This is a genomic window from Serratia sp. BW106, assembly GCF_002607755.1.
GTDB classification, from domain to species: Bacteria; Pseudomonadota; Gammaproteobacteria; order Enterobacterales; family Enterobacteriaceae; genus Serratia; species Serratia proteamaculans.
Genome location: NZ_MCGS01000002.1, coordinates 86729 through 104773 on the forward strand (window position 1 = coordinate 86729; position 18045 = coordinate 104773).

General features: G+C 54.3%; 16 protein-coding genes. 7 read left to right on the top strand and 9 right to left on the bottom strand.

Annotated features, from left to right (window positions below; genetic code table 11):
* On the top strand, positions 1-1076 hold a 1076-nt coding region (ompA, locus tag BEI65_RS00940), incomplete at its 5' end, for a porin OmpA (protein ID WP_099061818.1).
* Between the two features lie 113 nt (positions 1077-1189).
* Here ompA and matP read toward each other — a convergent pair.
* A complete protein-coding gene (gene matP, locus BEI65_RS00945; RefSeq protein WP_099061708.1) occupies positions 1190-1648 on the bottom strand; it encodes a macrodomain Ter protein MatP in 459 nt (152 codons plus the stop codon).
* 209 nt (positions 1649-1857) lie between these two features.
* Here matP and BEI65_RS00950 point away from each other — a divergent pair, with 209 nt between their 5' ends.
* From BEI65_RS00950 to fabF, 4 genes are all read left to right on the top strand, one after another.
* Positions 1858-3594 (top strand): Lon protease family protein, encoded by a 1737-nt coding sequence (locus BEI65_RS00950; protein ID WP_198404382.1) that lies wholly within the window; start codon positions 1858-1860, stop codon positions 3592-3594.
* An 83-nt stretch (positions 3595-3677) separates the two neighbouring features.
* On the top strand, positions 3678-4196 hold the full coding sequence (gene fabA / locus BEI65_RS00955) for a bifunctional 3-hydroxydecanoyl-ACP dehydratase/trans-2-decenoyl-ACP isomerase (protein ID WP_012006178.1): 519 nt from the start codon (positions 3678-3680) through the stop codon (positions 4194-4196).
* A gap of 128 nt (positions 4197-4324) precedes the next feature.
* Positions 4325-4852 carry a helix-turn-helix domain-containing protein gene (locus BEI65_RS00960; RefSeq protein WP_099061710.1) on the top strand — a complete coding sequence of 176 codons (528 nt, stop codon included), beginning with the start codon at positions 4325-4327 and terminating at the stop codon, positions 4850-4852.
* Positions 4849-6123, top strand: coding sequence for a beta-ketoacyl-ACP synthase II (fabF, locus tag BEI65_RS00965; protein ID WP_099061711.1), 1275 nt, complete (start codon positions 4849-4851; stop codon positions 6121-6123). The genes BEI65_RS00960 and fabF overlap by 4 nt, the downstream gene beginning before the upstream one ends.
* A gap of 67 nt (positions 6124-6190) precedes the next feature.
* Here the strand turns inward: fabF and rmf are convergent, their stop codons facing one another.
* The 6 genes from rmf to rlmKL all read right to left on the bottom strand — a co-directional run bounded on the left by rmf (position 6191) and on the right by rlmKL (position 14241).
* A complete protein-coding gene (gene rmf / locus BEI65_RS00970) occupies positions 6191-6361 on the bottom strand; it encodes a ribosome modulation factor (protein WP_085116107.1) in 171 nt (56 codons plus the stop codon).
* A 271-nt stretch (positions 6362-6632) separates the two neighbouring features.
* Positions 6633-7190 (bottom strand): membrane integrity-associated transporter subunit PqiC, encoded by a 558-nt coding sequence (gene pqiC / locus BEI65_RS00980; protein ID WP_099061712.1) that lies wholly within the window; start codon positions 7188-7190, stop codon positions 6633-6635.
* A complete protein-coding gene (pqiB, locus tag BEI65_RS00985; protein WP_099061713.1) occupies positions 7187-8833 on the bottom strand; it encodes an intermembrane transport protein PqiB in 1647 nt (548 codons plus the stop codon). The genes pqiC and pqiB overlap by 4 nt, the downstream gene beginning before the upstream one ends.
* A complete protein-coding gene (gene pqiA, locus BEI65_RS00990; RefSeq protein ID WP_099061714.1) occupies positions 8820-10136 on the bottom strand; it encodes a membrane integrity-associated transporter subunit PqiA in 1317 nt (438 codons plus the stop codon). The genes pqiB and pqiA overlap by 14 nt, the downstream gene beginning before the upstream one ends.
* 74 nt (positions 10137-10210) lie before the next feature.
* Positions 10211-12115 carry an ABC transporter ATP-binding protein gene (locus tag BEI65_RS00995; RefSeq protein ID WP_099061715.1) on the bottom strand — a complete coding sequence of 635 codons (1905 nt, stop codon included), beginning with the start codon at positions 12113-12115 and terminating at the stop codon, positions 10211-10213.
* Positions 12116-12120: 5 nt separating this feature from the next.
* Entirely contained in the window at positions 12121-14241 is a 2121-nt protein-coding gene (gene rlmKL / locus BEI65_RS01000; protein ID WP_099061819.1) for a bifunctional 23S rRNA (guanine(2069)-N(7))-methyltransferase RlmK/23S rRNA (guanine(2445)-N(2))-methyltransferase RlmL, read from the bottom strand.
* A 103-nt stretch (positions 14242-14344) separates the two neighbouring features.
* On the opposite strand from rlmKL, the gene BEI65_RS01005 reads away from it, so the two are divergent.
* Positions 14345-15448 (top strand): YcbX family protein, encoded by a 1104-nt coding sequence (locus BEI65_RS01005; RefSeq protein ID WP_099061716.1) that lies wholly within the window; start codon positions 14345-14347, stop codon positions 15446-15448.
* 6 nt (positions 15449-15454) lie between these two features.
* On the opposite strand, the gene BEI65_RS01010 is transcribed toward BEI65_RS01005, so the two are convergent.
* Both BEI65_RS01010 and pyrD read right to left on the bottom strand, forming a co-directional pair.
* The gene (locus BEI65_RS01010; RefSeq protein ID WP_012006168.1) at positions 15455-16003 is read right to left on the bottom strand and encodes a cell division protein ZapC; all 549 of its coding nucleotides are present in this window, start codon (positions 16001-16003) and stop codon (positions 15455-15457) included.
* Positions 16004-16178: 175 nt separating this feature from the next.
* A complete protein-coding gene (pyrD, locus tag BEI65_RS01015) occupies positions 16179-17189 on the bottom strand; it encodes a quinone-dependent dihydroorotate dehydrogenase (RefSeq protein WP_099061717.1) in 1011 nt (336 codons plus the stop codon).
* Between the two features lie 259 nt (positions 17190-17448).
* Here pyrD and ssuE point away from each other — a divergent pair, with 259 nt between their 5' ends.
* Positions 17449-18027 carry an NADPH-dependent FMN reductase gene (ssuE, locus tag BEI65_RS01020; protein WP_099061718.1) on the top strand — a complete coding sequence of 193 codons (579 nt, stop codon included), beginning with the start codon at positions 17449-17451 and terminating at the stop codon, positions 18025-18027.
* The last annotated feature ends 18 nt before the right edge of the window (positions 18028-18045 follow it).

Consider the following 18045-nt stretch of genomic DNA (forward strand, 5'->3'; position numbering starts at 1 on the left):
TGAAAAAGACAGCTATCGCATTAGCAGTGGCACTGGCAGGTTTCGCAACAGTAGCGCAAGCCGCCCCAAAAGATAATACCTGGTACACTGGTGCTAAACTGGGCTGGTCCCAGTACCATGACACTGGTTTCTACGGCAACGGTTACCAGAATGGTATCGGCAATGGTCCGACCCATAAAGATCAACTGGGTGCTGGCGCGTTCCTGGGTTACCAGGCGAACCAATACCTGGGCTTCGAGCTGGGCTATGACTGGCTTGGCCGTATGCCTTACAAAGGCAGCGTGAACAACGGTGCTTTCAAAGCGCAGGGCGTTCAACTGGCCGCTAAACTGAGCTACCCAATCATGGACGATCTGGACATCTACACTCGTCTGGGCGGCATGGTATGGCGTGCTGATTCCAAAGCTAACTACGGTAATGGCACTCGTCTGAGCGACCACGACACCGGCGTTTCTCCTTTGGCAGCAGTTGGTGTTGAATACGCACTGACCAAAAACTGGGCTACTCGCCTGGACTACCAATTCGTTAGCAACATCGGTGATGCAGGTACTGTCGGCGCACGTCCAGACAACACCATGCTGAGCCTGGGTGTTTCTTACCGTTTCGGTCAGGATGATGTTGTTGCTCCAGCACCAGTTCCAGCTCCGGCTCCAGTTGTTGAAACCAAGCGTTTCACTCTGAAGTCTGACGTGCTGTTCAACTTCAACAAATCTACTCTGAAAACAGAAGGCCAACAGGCTCTGGACCAGCTGTACACTCAGCTGAGCTCCATGGATCCTAAAGATGGTTCTGTTGTAGTTCTGGGTTACACCGACGCCGTTGGTTCTGACCAGTACAACCAGAAACTGTCTGAAAAACGCGCTCAAAGCGTTGTTGATTACCTGGTATCTAAAGGTATTCCTTCAGACAAAATCTCTGCACGTGGTATGGGCGAAGCTGATTCAGTCACTGGTAACACCTGTGGCTACAAAGCTGGCCGTGCTACCAAAGCACAGATCGATTGCCTGGCACCAGATCGTCGCGTAGAGATCGAAGTTAAAGGTATCAAAGACGTTGTAACTCAGCCACAAGGCTAAGCTACCACTCTTAGTAAAAAACCCCGCAATGCGGGGTTTTTTTTCGGCCAAATTAAATGACGTTGGCATTAGCAACAAAGAGCCCCTTACAAAGTCGAGGCTGGCTGGTAGGTTTACTCTTTGTCTTTACCGAGAATGGCTTTTAAATCCTGCTTGAGTGACGACATCTGGCTGTCGTACTTCTCTTTACGTTCTGCGTCTTCGATCAACTGCACCACGGTTTCTGACAGCGTCACCCCACGACGACGGGCAAGCGCAGCCAACCGCTGCCAAACCAGAAACTCCAGATCGATAGATTTTTTACGCGTATGTTGGTGTTCTGCGTTAAAATGACGTTTACGCCGTGCGCGGATAGTTTGCTTCATCCGGTTATCCAGTTCCGGATTCATATGATGGCTTATCCACGTCAGCACTTTTACCGGCTCATTTTCCAGCTTCAGCAGCTCGTCAATGGCTTCCTGAGCGACGCTGTTTTCAATGTGGCGGGTAATAGCTTCCCCTTCCCGGTGCTTTTTCACCAGGTACTTCCATTTCCAACCGCTCTCCAGATTTTCCAGTTGCTGATATTTCATCGTGAGCTCTTCAGTGACCGCGTAACTTTATTAAGCATAACAGCTTTACGCCGAATTTCCCCGCCAATTACACCCCGTTTTAGACTGTTTTTTGCACAGTCATCGCGCGATGTCAAACTCCCTGACATCAACTGTTACTCTGCATCTATCAAGCTGCCGTTATTCTTGTATAATCGCCCTTTCCCTTTTTGACGATTGCATCTAACACTTTGACCAATAACCGACTTGAATGGCAATCACTGTTGCCGGACGTTACGCCTTATCAAGCGATATTTGATACCGCCGCGCAGTTGGCACCCGTGTCCTTTGCCTCTATTCAGCCTCGGCTGGAAAACGCACTGACGCTGTTTTGCCATCCACAGTCACCACCGCGTTTCATGTTATTGAAAGCGCAGGAAACGCGTGAGTATCTGGCGCTGATCGCCCATGCAGTTGAACAACTGCAGCCGCAGAATACCGCGTTCAAGGGCAGTCATTATGTGATCCAGGGCAGCAAGGTCAGCGTAGAACCCGCCAGCCAGGGTGATGAACCCTTTGCCGCCGGTGGTGCCTGTGTGTTTCAAGAGTGGGTTGAACCAGAACAGCTGTTTGGCTGCGTCCGGATCCACAATGATGAGATCAACCTGCAGCCCGGTCTGGTACATCAGGCCAACGGGGGCGTACTGATCCTGTCTGCACGTTCTCTTCTGGCTCAGCCGCTGCTGTGGCTGCGCCTGAAGCAGATGATCACCCAACGTCAGTTCCACTGGGTTTCCCCGGATGAAACATGTCCTCTGCCGATCACTATTCCAACCATGCCGCTGGAGTTGCGACTGATCGTGGTGGGCGATCGTCACGGTCTTGCCGATTTCCATGATATTGAGCCGGAACTGTGTGAACAGGCGGTCTACGGCGAATACGAAGAGGATCTGCAACTCACCGAAATCGATGACATGGTGCAATGGTGTGGCTACGTCAATACTCTTATTGATGAGAAGCAACTGCCGCCACTGGCAGCCGATGCCTGGTACCCGTTAATGATCCAGGCGGTCCGTCACAGTGGTGATCAGGGCAACCTGCCGTTGTCCCCACTCTGGCTCGGCCAGCAACTTTCTGAAGCCGCGCTGTATGTCGAAGAAGAAAGCATCACCGCCAAAGCGTTTGAAGCGGCACTGAATGCTCGCGAATGGCGTGAAAGCTACCTTGCCGAACGGATGCAGAATGAGATTGAACTGGGCCAAATCCTGATTGAAACCGAAGGCGAAGTCGTCGGTCAGATCAACGGCCTGTCTGTGTTGGAATACCCAGGTCACCCGCGCAGCTTCGGCGAACCCTCCCGTATCAGCTGTGTCGTGCATCTTGGCGATGGTGAATTCACCGACGTTGAACGCAAGGCCGAGCTTGGCGGTAATCTGCATGCCAAAGGCATGATGATTATGCAGGCGTTCCTGATTTCCGAACTGGAACTGGACCAACCGCTGCCCTTCTCCGCTTCCATCGTGTTTGAGCAATCTTATGGCGAAGTGGACGGTGACAGCGCCTCATTGGCTGAGCTCTGTGCACTCATCAGCGCACTGTCGCTGCAGCCGATCACCCAGCAGATTGCGGTAACCGGCTCCGTTGACCAATTCGGTAATGTACAGCCGATTGGTGGCGTCAACGAGAAGATCGAAGGCTTTTTTGAAGTTTGCCAACGTCGCGGTTTGACGGGTAAACAGGGCATCATTCTGCCCGCCACCAACGTGCGCCACCTGTGTCTGCGCCAGGATGTGGTCGATGCGGTGCGCGAGGGGCAATTCCATCTGTGGGCCGTCAACAGCGCCGCAGAGGCCTTGCCATTACTCACCGGTTATCCCTACTCTGATGAACAGCAGCCGAACTTGTTAGCTGCCATTCAGGAACGGATTGCACTGGTGAATCCGCAGGAACGCCGGCGCTGGCCGTGGCCACTTCGTTGGCTCAACTGATTCAGCCACGGCTGATCGGACTTGTTCAGCGTACACGTGTAAGCTAAGATGCGCCCTTCAATAAAATAAGGTTTACTGAGAACATGGTAGAAAAACGCGACTCCTATACGAAAGAAGACCTCGAAGCATCCGGCCGTGGCGAACTGTTTGGCGCCGGTGGCCCGCCGTTGCCGGCAGGTAACATGTTGATGATGGACCGCGTGGTCAAAATGACCGAAGACGGTGGTACCCACAACAAGGGTTATGTGGAAGCGGAACTGGATATCAATCCGGACCTATGGTTCTTTGGTTGCCACTTTATCGGCGATCCAGTGATGCCGGGCTGCCTGGGCCTGGATGCGATGTGGCAGTTGGTAGGTTTCTACCTCGGCTGGCTGGGTGGCGAAGGTAAAGGTCGTGCGCTGGGCGTGGGTGAAGTCAAGTTCACCGGCCAGGTACTGCCAACCGCGAAGAAAGTCACCTACCGCATTAACTTCAAGCGTGTGATCATCCGTAAACTGATTATGGGTGTGGCTGACGGTGAAGTCCTGGTCGATGGTCAGGTCATTTACACCGCCAGCGATCTGAAAGTGGGCCTGTTCAAGGACACTGCTGCGTTCTAACTGCAGCCACGGCGACCTTTCCGGTCGCCGTTTATTTTTCCCCGCCGTTATTCTGTCGTGCCTGTAATACTCAGGTTCATAGCGGCTAAAAAGTGACTACAATTATTGTAGTCACCAAGAGGTGTGTCATGCAAAAAACCCGTTTTGATACCATGCCATGCCCGGTAGCTCGCTCACTGGACCGCGTCGGAGAATGGTGGAGCATCCTGATACTTCGCGATGCGTTTCATGGCTTGTCCAGGTTTGATCAGTTCCAGCAAAGCCTGGGGCTTTCGCCCACCATATTGACCCGTCGCCTGAAGTATCTGGTAGAAAGCGGCATTTTGCATAAACAGCGCTATCAAACACGGCCGGCACGCTACGAGTATTTGCTCACTGAGCGTGGCAAAGATTTTTTCCCGGTACTTGCGGCCCTGTTTCACTGGGGTAATACCCACCTGGCCGATGACGGCATTAGCGCCGAATTGGTCGATCGTCGTACCGGGCAAGTTATACGCCCGCAACTGATCGACAGCATTACTCAGCAACCCATCGCGTTGCATAATATTACGTTAGCACCAGGGCCGGCAGCGACCGACGGTATGCGCCAGCGTGCAGCCCTGATGCAGCAGAACCTTTCTGCATTTCCCCCTGAATCATCCAAGGAGTCACTATGAACACTCGTCGTATAGTCATTACCGGCATGGGCGCCGTTTCGCCACTGGGATGCGGCGTAGAGGCTATCTGGCAGCGTCTGCTGAACGGCCAGTCCGGCATTCGTCCATTGCCAGAAGAGATCGTTGCCGACCTGCAGGTGAAAATCGGTGGTCAGGTACCTACATTGGAACAGGATGCCGAAGCGGGTTTCGATCCCGATCTTTCGGTTGCCCCCAAAGACCAGAAGAAAATGGACCGCTTTATCCTGCTCGCCATGGCTGCAGCCGATGAGGCCATCCGCCAGGCCGGCTGGGTCGCAGATACGGAAGATAAACAGGAACGCACCGCAACCGTGGTCGCTTCCGGTATTGGCGGTTTCCCGGCTATCGCTCATGCGGTACGCACCACCGACAGCCGCGGTGCCAAACGCCTGTCACCTTTCACCATCCCCTCTTTCCTGGTTAATCTGGCCGCCGGTCATGTATCGATTAAACACCAGTTCAAGGGCCCGATTGGCGCCCCCGTGACGGCCTGTGCCGCAGGCGTACAAGCCATCGGCGATGCCGTGCGCATGATTCGTAACGATGAGGCAGATATCGCACTGTGTGGCGGTACAGAAGCGGCTATCGACACTGTTAGTCTGGGTGGCTTTGCGGCAGCACGCGCCATGTCCACGACGCCGGCAGAGGCCGCGGCAACAGCCTCACGGCCTTTTGACAGCGCACGTAACGGGTTCGTTATGGGTGAAGGTGCCGGTATGCTGGTGATTGAGACACTGGAGCATGCTCTGGCCCGTGGGGCAACGCCACTGGCGGAAATTGTGGGTTATGGCACCAGCGCAGACGCTTACCACATGACCTCGGGTGCCGAGGATGGCGACGGTGCCTATCGTGCCATGAAGATTGCCCTTAAACAGGCTGGCGTAACCCCAGAGCAGGTACAACACCTGAACGCCCATGCGACATCGACACCCGTAGGTGACCTGGGGGAAATTAATGCCATCAAGCATCTTTTTGGTACCAACGGGGGCGTAGCGGTGACGTCGACCAAATCAGCGACCGGCCATTTACTGGGTGCCGCCGGCGGGCTGGAAACCATCTTTACCGCACTGGCGCTGCGCGATCAGATTGCACCGGCCACGCTGAATTTGGAGAGTCCGGATCCGGCGGCCGAAGGGCTGCACCTGGTAGCGAACAAAGCTGAGCCTATGACCATAAACTATGCACTGTCGAACGGTTTTGGTTTTGGCGGTGTCAATGCGAGTATTTTGCTGAAACGCTGGCAGGGGTAGTCGTACAGCCTTAAACAAAAACCTCCGCGCTGGGCGGAGGTTATTCCTTTTTTTGACAGGGAGCCGCTTAAGCGGTCACAGCCCTGTCCTCCATGGCTTCTCGCCAACCTCCCAGCCACTGAGACCGGGCGTCCACTGATGATTGGTAGGGACAATATTCCCTGGAACGCCCTATAATACCTGCCTGATAACCTCTTGAATGCGCCCTTTCCAGACGATCGCGTTTCTGTCTCTTCATGCCTCGTTTCCCTCATTTTTTGGTCTGGTGGAAAGAAAACAATGGCTGCTTTTTGTGCAGCCACATTTAAGCAATAGCGCTAAATGGCGGGAAGATCAATGCGCAAAATTCACGCCAATGTCATATTTGTGAGCTACGCCCGAAGAATTTGCTAAGTGGCTGATAGGCAGGAGATAAGTTAACTTATTGAAATTAAATAAAAACCCCTTTCGACGAGAAATTTTACTGTTTCTCACCGGAAGGGGTTAGATCGTTTTAGTACAAATTATTTCTAAAAACGCCCCGCCTGTGCGGCAATGTCCTGGGCTTCTTGCTGCCACCCTTGTGCCAATGTCCGCACCAAAGCATCGTAGCCGTCTTCACCCTGCTTAAGTTCCAGGCTGAACGGCCGTTTGGTCAGATTGCCCTGATGATTCAGCACCCACTCGCCGCGAATGATCGCCTTGCCGTCAAAGCGGCCATGGAAGCCGCTGATGGTGACGTTCAGTACATCCTGCTCGCTGCTCATCGGCTGCGAGGACACCACCCAACCCGGCAGCGCACTGCTCAGGTTGGTGACCAGCGTCTGCTGCAACTGTTGATCAAGCGGGCTGGCCCACAGGTTGTTCTGGGCAATAACGTACTGCACGTCATTGGTCTGATAAACCACACCGCTTTGCGCCAGGTAGTCCGCCACGCTAACGTGCTCCAGCCAAAGCTGGCGCGACGTAGTGCTGCCGCTGACCTGCGCCGGCGTGCCCAACGCCGGCAGTTGATAGTAGGTCTTCTGTGGGGTGCTGCTACAGGCGCTGAGTAACAGCGCCAGGGCTACCGGAATCCATTTCATCATTTATTGGCCTTCTTCGGCTGAGGATCGTTACTGCCCGCGGCTTCAAATACCAGCGCGTTGCTCTTTTCGTTCAGGGTACGCAGCACCGGCTGCAGTTCACGCAGTACCTGATCGAGACGTTGCATATCGCCAACCATCTTGTTGTAGGCCGGAGAACCAGGCTGGAACCCTTTCATGCTGCGGTTCAGTTCCTGCAAGGTTTTCTGCATATCCTGCGGCAGCGCCTTCATCTCTCTGCTGGCAATGATGTCATTCAGCGACTGCATGGTTTTCTGCGTCGTCTGCATGGTCTTCTGACTTTCTGCCAGCGTTTTGGTCGCTTCATTGATCATCGGATTCAGCGGCATCGAGTTGATTTTATCCAGCGTCTGCATCAGTTTCTGCTGGATCTGCGCCAAACCGCCACTGGTGGTTGGCATCAGACGATAACCAAACAACTCACGTGGCCCTTTGTAAGGTTTCTCTTGCGGATAGAAATCCAGATCGATATACAGCGAACCCGTAAGCAGATTGGCGGATTTCAAAGCGGCACGCATGCCACGCGACTCGGCGTCTTTCAAATGACTCTCAAAGTCGAAGCTGCCACCCAACTGCTTCTGGAAGCGATCGGGTTCGATGCGGATCAGCACCGGAATACGGTAGTCATTGTCCAGACGCTGTATCATGCCTTTTTTATAGAACGGCACCTGCGATACCGTACCCAGACGGATACCACGGAACTCCACCGGCGCGCCAGGCTGCAGGCCGCGAATCGAATCGGAGAAGAACATCAGGTAATCCTGGTGAACGGTATACAGCGAATCCTGGATACTGCGCTGGTTGTCGAACAGGTGATATTCCGCTTTCGGTTTCGCCAGTTCGCCGCGCTCCCAGCCTTCCGGTACGTCAAAGCTGACGCCGCCGCTGAACAAGGTCGCCAACGAGCCCATTTCCACCCGCATTCCTTGCGCCGACATGTCGAATGCCACACCGCTGTCTTTCCAGAATCGAATGTTGTTGGTCACTAGTTGATCGTAAGGCGCGGAGATAAACAACTGATAACGCATCGCGCGCATCTTCGGATCAAAATAGCTGGTTTCTACCGAACCGACGCGGTAACCGCGGAACAGCACCGGATCGCCGGCATTCAACTGGCCGGACTTTTCGCTGTCCAGCACAATGCGTAGCCCTTTGGCGTCCGGAGAGGCCAGTGGCGGTGCATCCAGCAGTTGGTAGTCGCCCTTGCCTGTTTTGCCTTTGTTGCCCGGCTGCAGTTCGATATAGGCACCGGAAAGCAGCGTACCCAGTCCGGAAACGCCCCCACGGCCAATCTGCGGCTTCACGACCCAGAAGGCAGAGTCCTGACGTAACAGCTTCTCCATGCCGGTGTTAAGGCGCGCCTCTACCACCACCTTGCTCAAGTCTTCGCTCAGAGTCACCGTTTCCACGACCCCGACGTCAACACTGCGGCTTTTGATTTTGGTTTTACCCGCTTCCAGCCCTTCTGCGGTGGTGGTCACCAGGGTGACTACCGGCCCCTGGTGGCTGAAATGGTAAAACAGGATCCAGGCGCCGATCAGTGCGGTGACAATCGGGATGATCCACACTGGCGACCAGCGTTTGATCTTCTCAACGTCCGCGACGCTATGATTATTTTCCGTCACCTTGCGGCTCCTTTTTTATTGTTTCGTTTACGCGATCCCAGGTTAGCCGGGGATCAAACGTCATGGCTGCAAACATAGTGAGGATCACTACCATGGCGAACAACAGCGCGCCAATGTCAGGATAAATGCTCATCAATTGTCCCATCCGTACCAATGCCGAAAGCACGGCAATAACAAACACATCAATCATTGACCAGCGGCCAACAAATTCAACCACTTCATAAATCAGGTGCATACGTTCGCTGTCAGCCCGGGCTTTACCGGTGCCGTTAGCATCCCAACACAGCCAGCCAATCGCCATCATTTTCAGCGAAGGCACCATAATACTGGCGATGAAGATCACCATCGCCACCGGGTAAGATCCTTCCCCCCACAGCAGGATCACCCCGGCCATGATGGTGGAAGTCAATTTATTGCCCAGTGCCTCGGTGACCATGATAGGCATCAGGTTAGCCGGAATATACAGCAGAATAGAGGTGAGCAGCAGCGCCAGCGTCCATTGCAGGCTGTGACGGCGGCGCACATAACCACGGGAATGACAGCGCGGACACCGGGTCAGTTCCGCCGGCAAAATCGCCGTACAGCATTGGCAGGAGCGCAGCCCCTGACGCAACCCGGTACGCCCTACTTGCATGGGACGATCGAGGCGCGGGGCCGGTTCAATGTCATTCCACAGCCAGCGGCGATCGACACACTGGAAGGCGCGCACCTGCAGCAGGCAAAACAGGCAGTACGGCACAAAGCTGCTGCCGACACCAATATCGCCATAAGCCATCAGCTTAACGAAGCTGACCAGTACGCCGGCCAGGAAAATCTCCACCATGCACCAGGTTTTAAACTGGAACAGCATTTTGGCCATCCACTCTTTCAGCCCCTTGGGGATGGGCACTTTAGCGCACAGCAGAATAATGGCCAGCATGCAGAATGCCGGGATCAGTTGAACAAACACCATAAACAGCGTGGCCATGCTGGCGTAGTCTTCCGCCACCATCACCTGCGGGATTTGGATCAGTTTGATTTCGTTACCGAGTCCGGCAACGCGCATATTGATAAACGGGAAAATATTCGCCAGCAGCAGCATAAACAGGGCGCTGAGAGCGTAACCGATCGGCCGCTTACGCGGTTCTTCCCAGCGGGAGCTGAGGGTCGTTTTACAACGCGGGCATACCGCTTTTGAACCATATGCCAGCGGCGGCAATGCCACCAGCATGTCGCACTGCGGACACAACATCAGATTGTCCTGTTGCTGTGTTGCGTGCGTTGCATGACTGTGCTGCTCGTGATTCTCGTGGGAACACACCATATTCCTCCTTAACAACGTTGCTCACCGGTACGGCAATACCGCCCGCAGCAGCGCGCGGGCGGTATTCTCAACGGTTAGCCGTTTTTCATCGCTTCCAACTCTTCCCAACGGGCAAAGGCTTCTTCCAATGCCCCTTCGGCTGTGGCCAGCGCAGTCAGCACCTGTTGCGTTTCACTGTGAGGACGCGTGAAGAACTCAGCATCACTCATTTGCGCCTGCAGCGCCGTAATTTCCGCTTCCAACTGCTCAAGACGTTGCGGCAACTGCTCCAGCTCACGTAACAGGTTATAGCTCAGTTTAGCCGCTGTTTTCTTTGGCTGTTCAGCCTTTTTTTCTACTGCAGGCTTGTTCTGATCGGCCGCTGCCTGACGGATCGGTTTTGCCGTCGCGCGCTGATGATGCGCATCGTAGTAACCGCCGACGAAGGTGCTGATCGCACCGTTGCCTTCAAAGATCCAGCACTCGGTCACCGAGTTATCGACGAACTGACGATCGTGGCTCACCAACAGCACGGTACCCTGATAGCCGTCGATCAGCTCTTCCAGCAATTCCAGCGTTTCGACGTCAAGATCGTTGGTCGGTTCATCGAGGATCAATAAGTTACTCGGTTTCAGGAACAGCTTAGCCAGCAACAGGCGATTACGCTCACCGCCTGACAAGGCTTTCACCGGCGTCATCGCCCGTTTAGGGTGGAACAGGAAGTCCTGCAGATAACCCAGCACGTGACGGGAACGGCCGTTGACCAACACTTCCTGCTTACCTTCCGCCAGGTTGTCCATCACGGTACGTTCCGGATCCAGATCGGCGCGGTGCTGGTCGAAATAGGCCACTTCCAGCTTGGTACCACAATGCACGCGGCCGCTGTCGGCTTTCAACTGGCTGAGCATCAATTTCAGCAGCGTCGTTTTACCGCAGCCGTTCGGGCCGACCAAGGCAATTTTGTCGCCACGCTGCACCTGGGCGGAAAAATCGCGCACCAGCACTTTGCCGCCAACCTGATAGTTAACGTCTTCCATCTCAAACACGATCTTGCCGGAGCGTACGGCTTCTTCCACCTGCATCTTGGCGGTGCCCATCACTTCACGGCGTTCCGAACGTTCGTTACGCAATGCCTTCAGGGCACGCACACGGCCTTCGTTACGGGTACGGCGCGCCTTGATGCCCTGGCGGATCCACACTTCTTCCTGCGCCAGCTTGCGGTCGAATTCGGCGTTTTGCAGCTCTTCCACCCGCAGCGCTTCTTCCTTGCTCAGCAGGTACAGGTCGTAGTTACCCGGCCAGGACACCAGCTTGCCGCGGTCGAGATCGACAATGCGCGTCGCCATGTTGCGGATAAAGGAACGGTCGTGGGAAATGAACACGATGCTGCCCTGGAACTCTTTCAGGAAGCCTTCCAGCCAGTCGATGGTTGAAATATCCAGGTGGTTGGTCGGTTCGTCGAGCAGCAATACGCGCGGAGAACTGACCAGCGCGCGGCCCAGTGCCGCTTTACGCAACCAGCCGCCGGAGAGCGAGGAAAGCTCTGCATCTCCGTTCAGGCCCAACTGCAACAACACTTCGCTGATGCGGCTATCGAGCTGCCACAGACCCTGGTGATCGAGGATCTCCATAATCTGCGCCATGCGCGTCAGGTTTCTTTCGCTTGGGTCGGTTTCCACCAGATGCGAAATCGCGTGATACGCTTTCAGGTGTTCTGCCTGTTCGGCTACCCCTTCGGCCACAAAATCAAACACCGTACCGCCGATATTGCGCGGGGGATCCTGTTGCAGACGCGCCACAATCAGATCTTGCTCGTAAGTCACCCGGCCATCATCCAACGGAATTTCTTTACCGAGGATCTTCAGCAGCGTGGATTTACCGGCGCCATTGCGCCCAACCAGACAAACGCGTTCGTTGTCTTCGATATGAATTTCGGTGTTGTCTAAAAGTGGTGCATCGCTGAAGGACAGCCAGGCACCGGACATGCTAATTAACGACATAGTAATTATTTTCCTTCGCCGGCGTGGGTGACCAGCCAGCAGTTATGAATTTGACGGTTACGGGCAAAGTCCTGTGACTGCGTCTGGGCGGTGATTTCTTTCGCATCCAGACCCAATGCGCTCAGGCCGGCCATATCCATCTGGAAACCGCGCTTGTTGTTCGAGAACATGATGGTCCCGTTACGACGCAGCAACCGTTTCAAATCTTGCATCAGCGCCAGGTGATCGCGCTGAACGTCAAAAGTGTTCTCCATACGCTTGGAGTTGGAGAAGGTCGGCGGATCGATAAAGATCACGTCGAATTGTTCGTCGGCATTTTGCATCCATGACAGACAGTCCGCATGGATCAATCTGTGCTGTTTGCCCGTCAAACCGTTAACTCGCAAGTTTTTCTCCGCCCATTCCAGATAGGTACGCGACATATCCACGGTAGTGGTACTACGCGCGCCCCCCAGCCCGGCATGCACACTGGCGGTACCGGTATAGGCGAACAGGTTGAGGAAGTCTTTGCCTTTGCTCATTTCACCCAGCATGCGACGGGCAATGCGGTGATCAAGGAACAGACCGGTATCGAGATAATCGGTCAGGTTAACCCACAGCTTGGCGTTAAATTCTTCCACCAGCAGGAACTCGCCCTTCTGCGCCAGTTTTTCGTACTGGTTTTTGCCTTTCTGGCGCTCACGGGTTTTCAGGATCAGCTGGTTGGACGGCAACTCCAGCACCGCCAGCGTGGCGTTGATCACGTCGAAAAGACGTTGACGAGCCTTCTGTGCATCAATGGTTTTCGGCGGCGCATATTCCTGTACCACCACCTTGCTGCCGTAGCGATCCACCGCCACGTTATAGTCCGGCAGGTCGGCATCGTACAAACGGTAGCACTCAATGCCCTGCTGCTTGGCCCACTTATCGAGTTTCTTCAGGTTTTTGCGCAGGCGGTTGGCAAAATCTTCCGCCACCTGTACACCACCGGCACCCAGCGGGTTTTCCGCCAATTGGTAGTTTTTCTGCACGCAGTCCAACGGACCGTTTTTGGCTTTGAACTGGCGATCGGCACGCAACTGCAGGCAGCTAAGCAACTCCGGTGAGGCGCTGAACAACGACAACTGCCAGCCACCAAAAGCGCTCTTCATGATACGGCCCAGCATATTATGCAAGGCAATCAGCGCCGGTTCACTTTCCAGACGCTCACCGTACGGCGGGTTACAAACTACGGTACCCGTCGGGCCTTCCGGCAGTGGGTTGGTCAGTTTGGCAACGTCGTTGACGTTAAAGGTAATCAGTTCGGCGACGCCGGCACGGCGGGCGTTACCGCGTGCCATTTCAATCACCCGACGATCAATATCAGAACCGAAGAAACGCGAGGTGGTTTCCTGCAGGCCGCTGCGGGCACGTTCCTGTGCTTCGGTGATCACTTCACGCCACAGATCGACGTTGTGACCATTCCAGGCGGTAAAGCCCCAGTGTTGACGGTGCAAGCCCGGTGCGCGGTCAGAAGCAATCATCGCCGCTTCGATCAACAGGGTGCCAGAACCACACATTGGATCCAGCATTGGCGTGCCCGGCTGCCAGCCAGAACGCTGCACAATCGCCGCTGCCAGGCTTTCTTTCAACGGTGCCTGACCGGTCAGGTCACGGTAACCGCGCTGGTGCAGGCCTTCACCGCTGAGATCAAGCGCTACGCTGGCCATATCGCGCTGCAGGAACACATTGACGCGAATGTCCGGCTGCTGCTTCGCCACCGTCGGGCGCTGTTCGATCTTGCGGGTAAAGCTGTCGACAATGGCGTCCTTGACCTTCAGCGCGCCATACTGGCTGTTGCGGATCTCTTCGTTAACGCCACTGAAGTGAACGGCGAAGGTTTTATCCACACCAAAGATACTGGTCCAGTCGATCGCCTGTACACCCAGGTACAGATCCAGATCGCTGTGTACGCGGAATTCGTTCAGCGGCAGCAAGATACGTGAGGCCAAACGGCTCCACAGCAAGCTTTGGTACAGAAGACGATCGTCACCCTGAAAATGTACCCCACCCTGTACGACTTTACAGGCGTGAGCGCCCAGCGCTTCGAGTTCGCTTTTTAACAGTTCTTCCAGTCCACGCGCCGTGCTGGCAAACAGAGAGTTCATATCGTACTTATCACCAAAAAGAAAATTGTTGCGCATTATAGCTAATCCAGACCGCTTGTCATAAAGTTGCTCCCTTCTATTTAATATTCGCGCGGAGATCAGGGTGATTACGCTTTCCAAACTTTACGTTCATCCGGTTAAATCGCTTCGAGGTTTGCAGCTTTCTCACGCTCAGGTTTCCAGTAGTGGCCTGGCTTTCGATCGTACCTTTATGATCACCGAACCGGATGGCACCTTTATTACTGCGCGCCAATATCCACAAATGGTGCTGTTCACCCCGGCACTGTTGGCAGACGGTTTGTTTCTGACCGCGCCGGACGGAGAAAGCGCCGCCATCCGCTTCAGCGATTTCGCCGCCGAGGCGCAACCAACCGAAGTTTGGGGCAATCATTTTACCGCCCTGATTGCACCGCAGGCGATTAATAGCTGGCTGAGCGGCTATTTCCAGCGTGAAGTACAATTGCGTTGGCTCGGCCCGGAACTGACCCGTCGCGTTAAAAAGCACCCGGAAATCCCCCTGTCTTTCGCCGACGGCTACCCTTATCTGCTGATTAACGAAGCCTCATTCAATGATTTGCAGCAACGTTGCCCTGGCAGTATCAAACTGGAACAATTCCGGCCTAATCTGGTGGTAACCGGTGCCAGCGCCTGGGCCGAAGATGGCTGGCAGGTGATCCGTGTCGGTGACGTGATGTTTGACCTGGTGAAGCCCTGCAGCCGCTGTGTGCTGACCACCGTCAGCACCGAACGTGGACGCAAGCACCCGAGTGGCGAACCGCTGAGCACCCTGCAGAAATTCCGCACCGCCGATAACGGTGATGTCGATTTTGGCCAGAATATGGTGGCACGTAACAGCGGGATTATCCGCGTTGGCGATGCAGTGGAAGTGTTATCCACCAAGCCGCCACGCCCTTATAGCGCAGGCAAAGTGGTTGAGAGCGTGCAGGCGCCGCAGGACAGTACGCAAAGCGTGACCATCGACTACGCGGGAACGGTGTTTACCGGCAATAATCAGCAGATTTTGTTGGAGCAGTTGGAACAGCAAGGGCTCCGTGTGCCTTATTCGTGCCGTGCGGGGATTTGCGGCAGCTGTCGTATAACCTTGGTCAGTGGCGAAGTGGCGCCGCTGAAGAAAAGTGCAGTGGCCAACAATGGCACCATCCTCTCCTGCAGCTGTATTCCAAAAAGCGATTTGACGCTGGCGTAACGAGCCTTACATCGCCCTGTCGTAAGCCGGGGCAGAGGCTTCATCTTGCGCACAGGGTTTAAGGCGATCGTGCATCACTTTGATCGCATCACCCAGCACCATGGTGCGGCCAGCCAGTGAAAGCTGATTTTGCGCCAGCAGGCAAAGGCTGGCGTTATCGCCGGCTTCCACCACCAGCAAACGGGCTTCAATCCCGCTTTCCATCACCTTTACCGCCGCCAGTTCGCCGTTCTTCGGCTGCAACGGATAATGTTGCTGCGAGAAATGCCAGCTTTTCGGCATCAGCGGTTTCAGGAAGCGATAGGCCACCAGGGCATTTAATACCAGTTCAGCGCGTTGCTCATGGCTAAGTTTTATCTGCTTGCACTGCTCTTCATAATTAAAATAAAGCGCCGCGTCATCCACACAGAAAGAGCATTCATCAAAAGCATCCGGGGTTAACATTTTGGCTGGGAAACGCGAGCGAAAGATCATCCCATTGGCTAAATCCAGCATTAGCCGATCGTGTTCAGCGTCAAAATACCAACGCCAATTATCGTCAGGTTTTATCTTCATCTCTTATCCTTCTCGCTGCCCATGCCACGCAATATTTACCCTAAAAGGTGATTTTATCACCACTAAAGTCGCTTAAACATCGGATAATTCCGCGAACGATATTTATGCTAGTGGACAAAATATAGACGAGCCGGGGGAAGAAATAAACCCCCGGCGGAAAATGAAAGGAAAAATATTAGATGTAGTTAACGATATCTTTAATCAGGCGCGGACCTTTGAAGATAAATCCGGAATAAATTTGCACCAATGAAGCCCCGGCCGCCATTTTTTCCCGCGCCGCCATCAGGGAATCAATTCCGCCGACGCCGATAATCGGCAAGCGCCCTTGCAACTCCAGCGACAGACGGCGGATCACTTCGGTGCTGCTTGCCTGCAACGGACGACCACTCAGGCCCCCCATTTGCTCACAATAATTCAGCCCCTGGATCAATTTACGATCCAGCGTGGTATTGGTCGCGATCACGCCATCTATATTATGACGCACCAGGCTGTCGGCTATTTGGATCAATTCTTCTTCTGAAAGATCCGGCGCGATCTTTACTGCTACCGGCACATATTTGTGATGACGCTCATGTAATTCCTGCTGCTTATTTTTAATCGCAGCCAGAAGATCGTCCAACGCCTCACCATACTGTAAGGATCGTAATCCCGGAGTATTAGGTGACGAAATGTTAATCGCGATATAACCGGCATACGGATAAACTTTATCCATGCAGATCAGATAATCGTCTTTTCCTTGCTCAACCGGGGTATCTTTATTCTTGCCGATATTAATCCCCAGAATACCGCCGAAATGGGATTTCTTAACGTTTTCAACCAGATTATCCACGCCCAGGTTGTTAAAGCCCATGCGGTTGATCAGACCTTCTGCTTCCACAATACGGAACAGACGCGGTTTGTCATTGCCCGACTGCGGGCGCGGCGTCACGGTGCCCACTTCGACAGAGCCAAAACCCATGGCGCCAAACGCATCGATGCACTCGCCGTCTTTATCCAGACCGGCGGCCAAACCCAATGGGTTTTTAAAAGAGAGCCCCATACAGCTTACCGGCTTGGTCGGCACAGACTGACGAATGAGAAATTCTAACGGGGTGCCGCTGACACGGCGGAGCTGCTGAAAAGTCAATTCATGCGCACGCTCGGGATCGAGCTGGAACAACGCTTTTCTGATGAGGGGGTAGTACATGTACTCTCCTGATTTCCCGGTTGCAAACCGGGGGCGTATTATCCGGTATCCCCTGACCAATTGGAATTGATTAAAAGCAAAAAAAGCGTTTTTTACGCAATCGTTTCCCCCGGTCTGGACTCAAACCGCCGCCAATCCGCATTTGCGCATATCAAAATCGAAAAATGAGATTTAAGTAACCCGCCTCTTTGCTGATAGGTTTAAAACACTTCTCGACCATTTTCTGATTAAACCTAACTTTTAGTTATAAGGAGTGGTAATGCGCGTTATATCACTGGCCGGCAGCCCTCGTATCCCATCGCGCTCAGCGGCGCTGCTTTCCCTGAGTAAAAACTGGTTGCAGCAGCAAGGCGTGGAAGTGATTTCCTATACCTTGCATGACTTTGATGCCGAAGATTTGCTGTACGCCAATTTTAACAGCCCGGCGATCAAGGCCTTTACCGAACAACTGGCCCAGGCCGATGGCCTGCTGGTCTCTACGCCGGTGTATAAAGCCTCGTTTTCCGGCGCGCTGAAGACCCTGCTGGATCTACTGCCCGAACGAGCGCTGGATCATAAGGTGGTGTTACCGCTGGCCACCGGCGGCTCCATTGGTCATATGCTGGCGGTGGACTACGCCCTCAAGCCAGTCCTGGCAGCATTGAAAGCGCAGGAAGTCCTGCACGGGGTGTTTGCCGATGACAGCCAGGTGGTGCTGGACGGGGAAGCCATCACGCTGTCCGACAACCTGGCCGGCCGGCTGGAAGAGGCTTTAGAAAGCTTTTATCTGGCGCTAGGCCGCCGTAAACCGCCGAGAGTCACCACCAACCCGTCTCTGTTTGCCCGCCAAACCGCCTGACGGCACAGCCTATAAGGA

What these genes read in the sequence shown, in the direction of transcription:
- matP (WP_099061708.1), bottom strand. Translation starts at nt 1,648, where the DNA reads ATGAAATATCAGCAACTGGAAAATCTGGAGAGCGGTTGGAAATGGAAG.
- fabA (WP_012006178.1), top strand. Translation starts at nt 3,678, where the DNA reads ATGGTAGAAAAACGCGACTCCTATACGAAAGAAGACCTCGAAGCATCC.
- BEI65_RS00960 (WP_099061710.1), top strand. Translation starts at nt 4,325, where the DNA reads ATGCAAAAAACCCGTTTTGATACCATGCCATGCCCGGTAGCTCGCTCA.
- fabF (WP_099061711.1), top strand. Translation starts at nt 4,849, where the DNA reads ATGAACACTCGTCGTATAGTCATTACCGGCATGGGCGCCGTTTCGCCA.
- rmf (WP_085116107.1), bottom strand. Translation starts at nt 6,361, where the DNA reads ATGAAGAGACAGAAACGCGATCGTCTGGAAAGGGCGCATTCAAGAGGT.
- pqiC (WP_099061712.1), bottom strand. Translation starts at nt 7,190, where the DNA reads ATGATGAAATGGATTCCGGTAGCCCTGGCGCTGTTACTCAGCGCCTGT.
- pqiA (WP_099061714.1), bottom strand. Translation starts at nt 10,136, where the DNA reads ATGGTGTGTTCCCACGAGAATCACGAGCAGCACAGTCATGCAACGCAC.
- BEI65_RS00995 (WP_099061715.1), bottom strand. Translation starts at nt 12,115, where the DNA reads ATGTCGTTAATTAGCATGTCCGGTGCCTGGCTGTCCTTCAGCGATGCA.
- rlmKL (WP_099061819.1), bottom strand. Translation starts at nt 14,241, where the DNA reads ATGAACTCTCTGTTTGCCAGCACGGCGCGTGGACTGGAAGAACTGTTA.
- BEI65_RS01010 (WP_012006168.1), bottom strand. Translation starts at nt 16,003, where the DNA reads ATGAAGATAAAACCTGACGATAATTGGCGTTGGTATTTTGACGCTGAA.
- pyrD (WP_099061717.1), bottom strand. Translation starts at nt 17,189, where the DNA reads ATGTACTACCCCCTCATCAGAAAAGCGTTGTTCCAGCTCGATCCCGAG.
- ssuE (WP_099061718.1), top strand. Translation starts at nt 17,449, where the DNA reads ATGCGCGTTATATCACTGGCCGGCAGCCCTCGTATCCCATCGCGCTCA.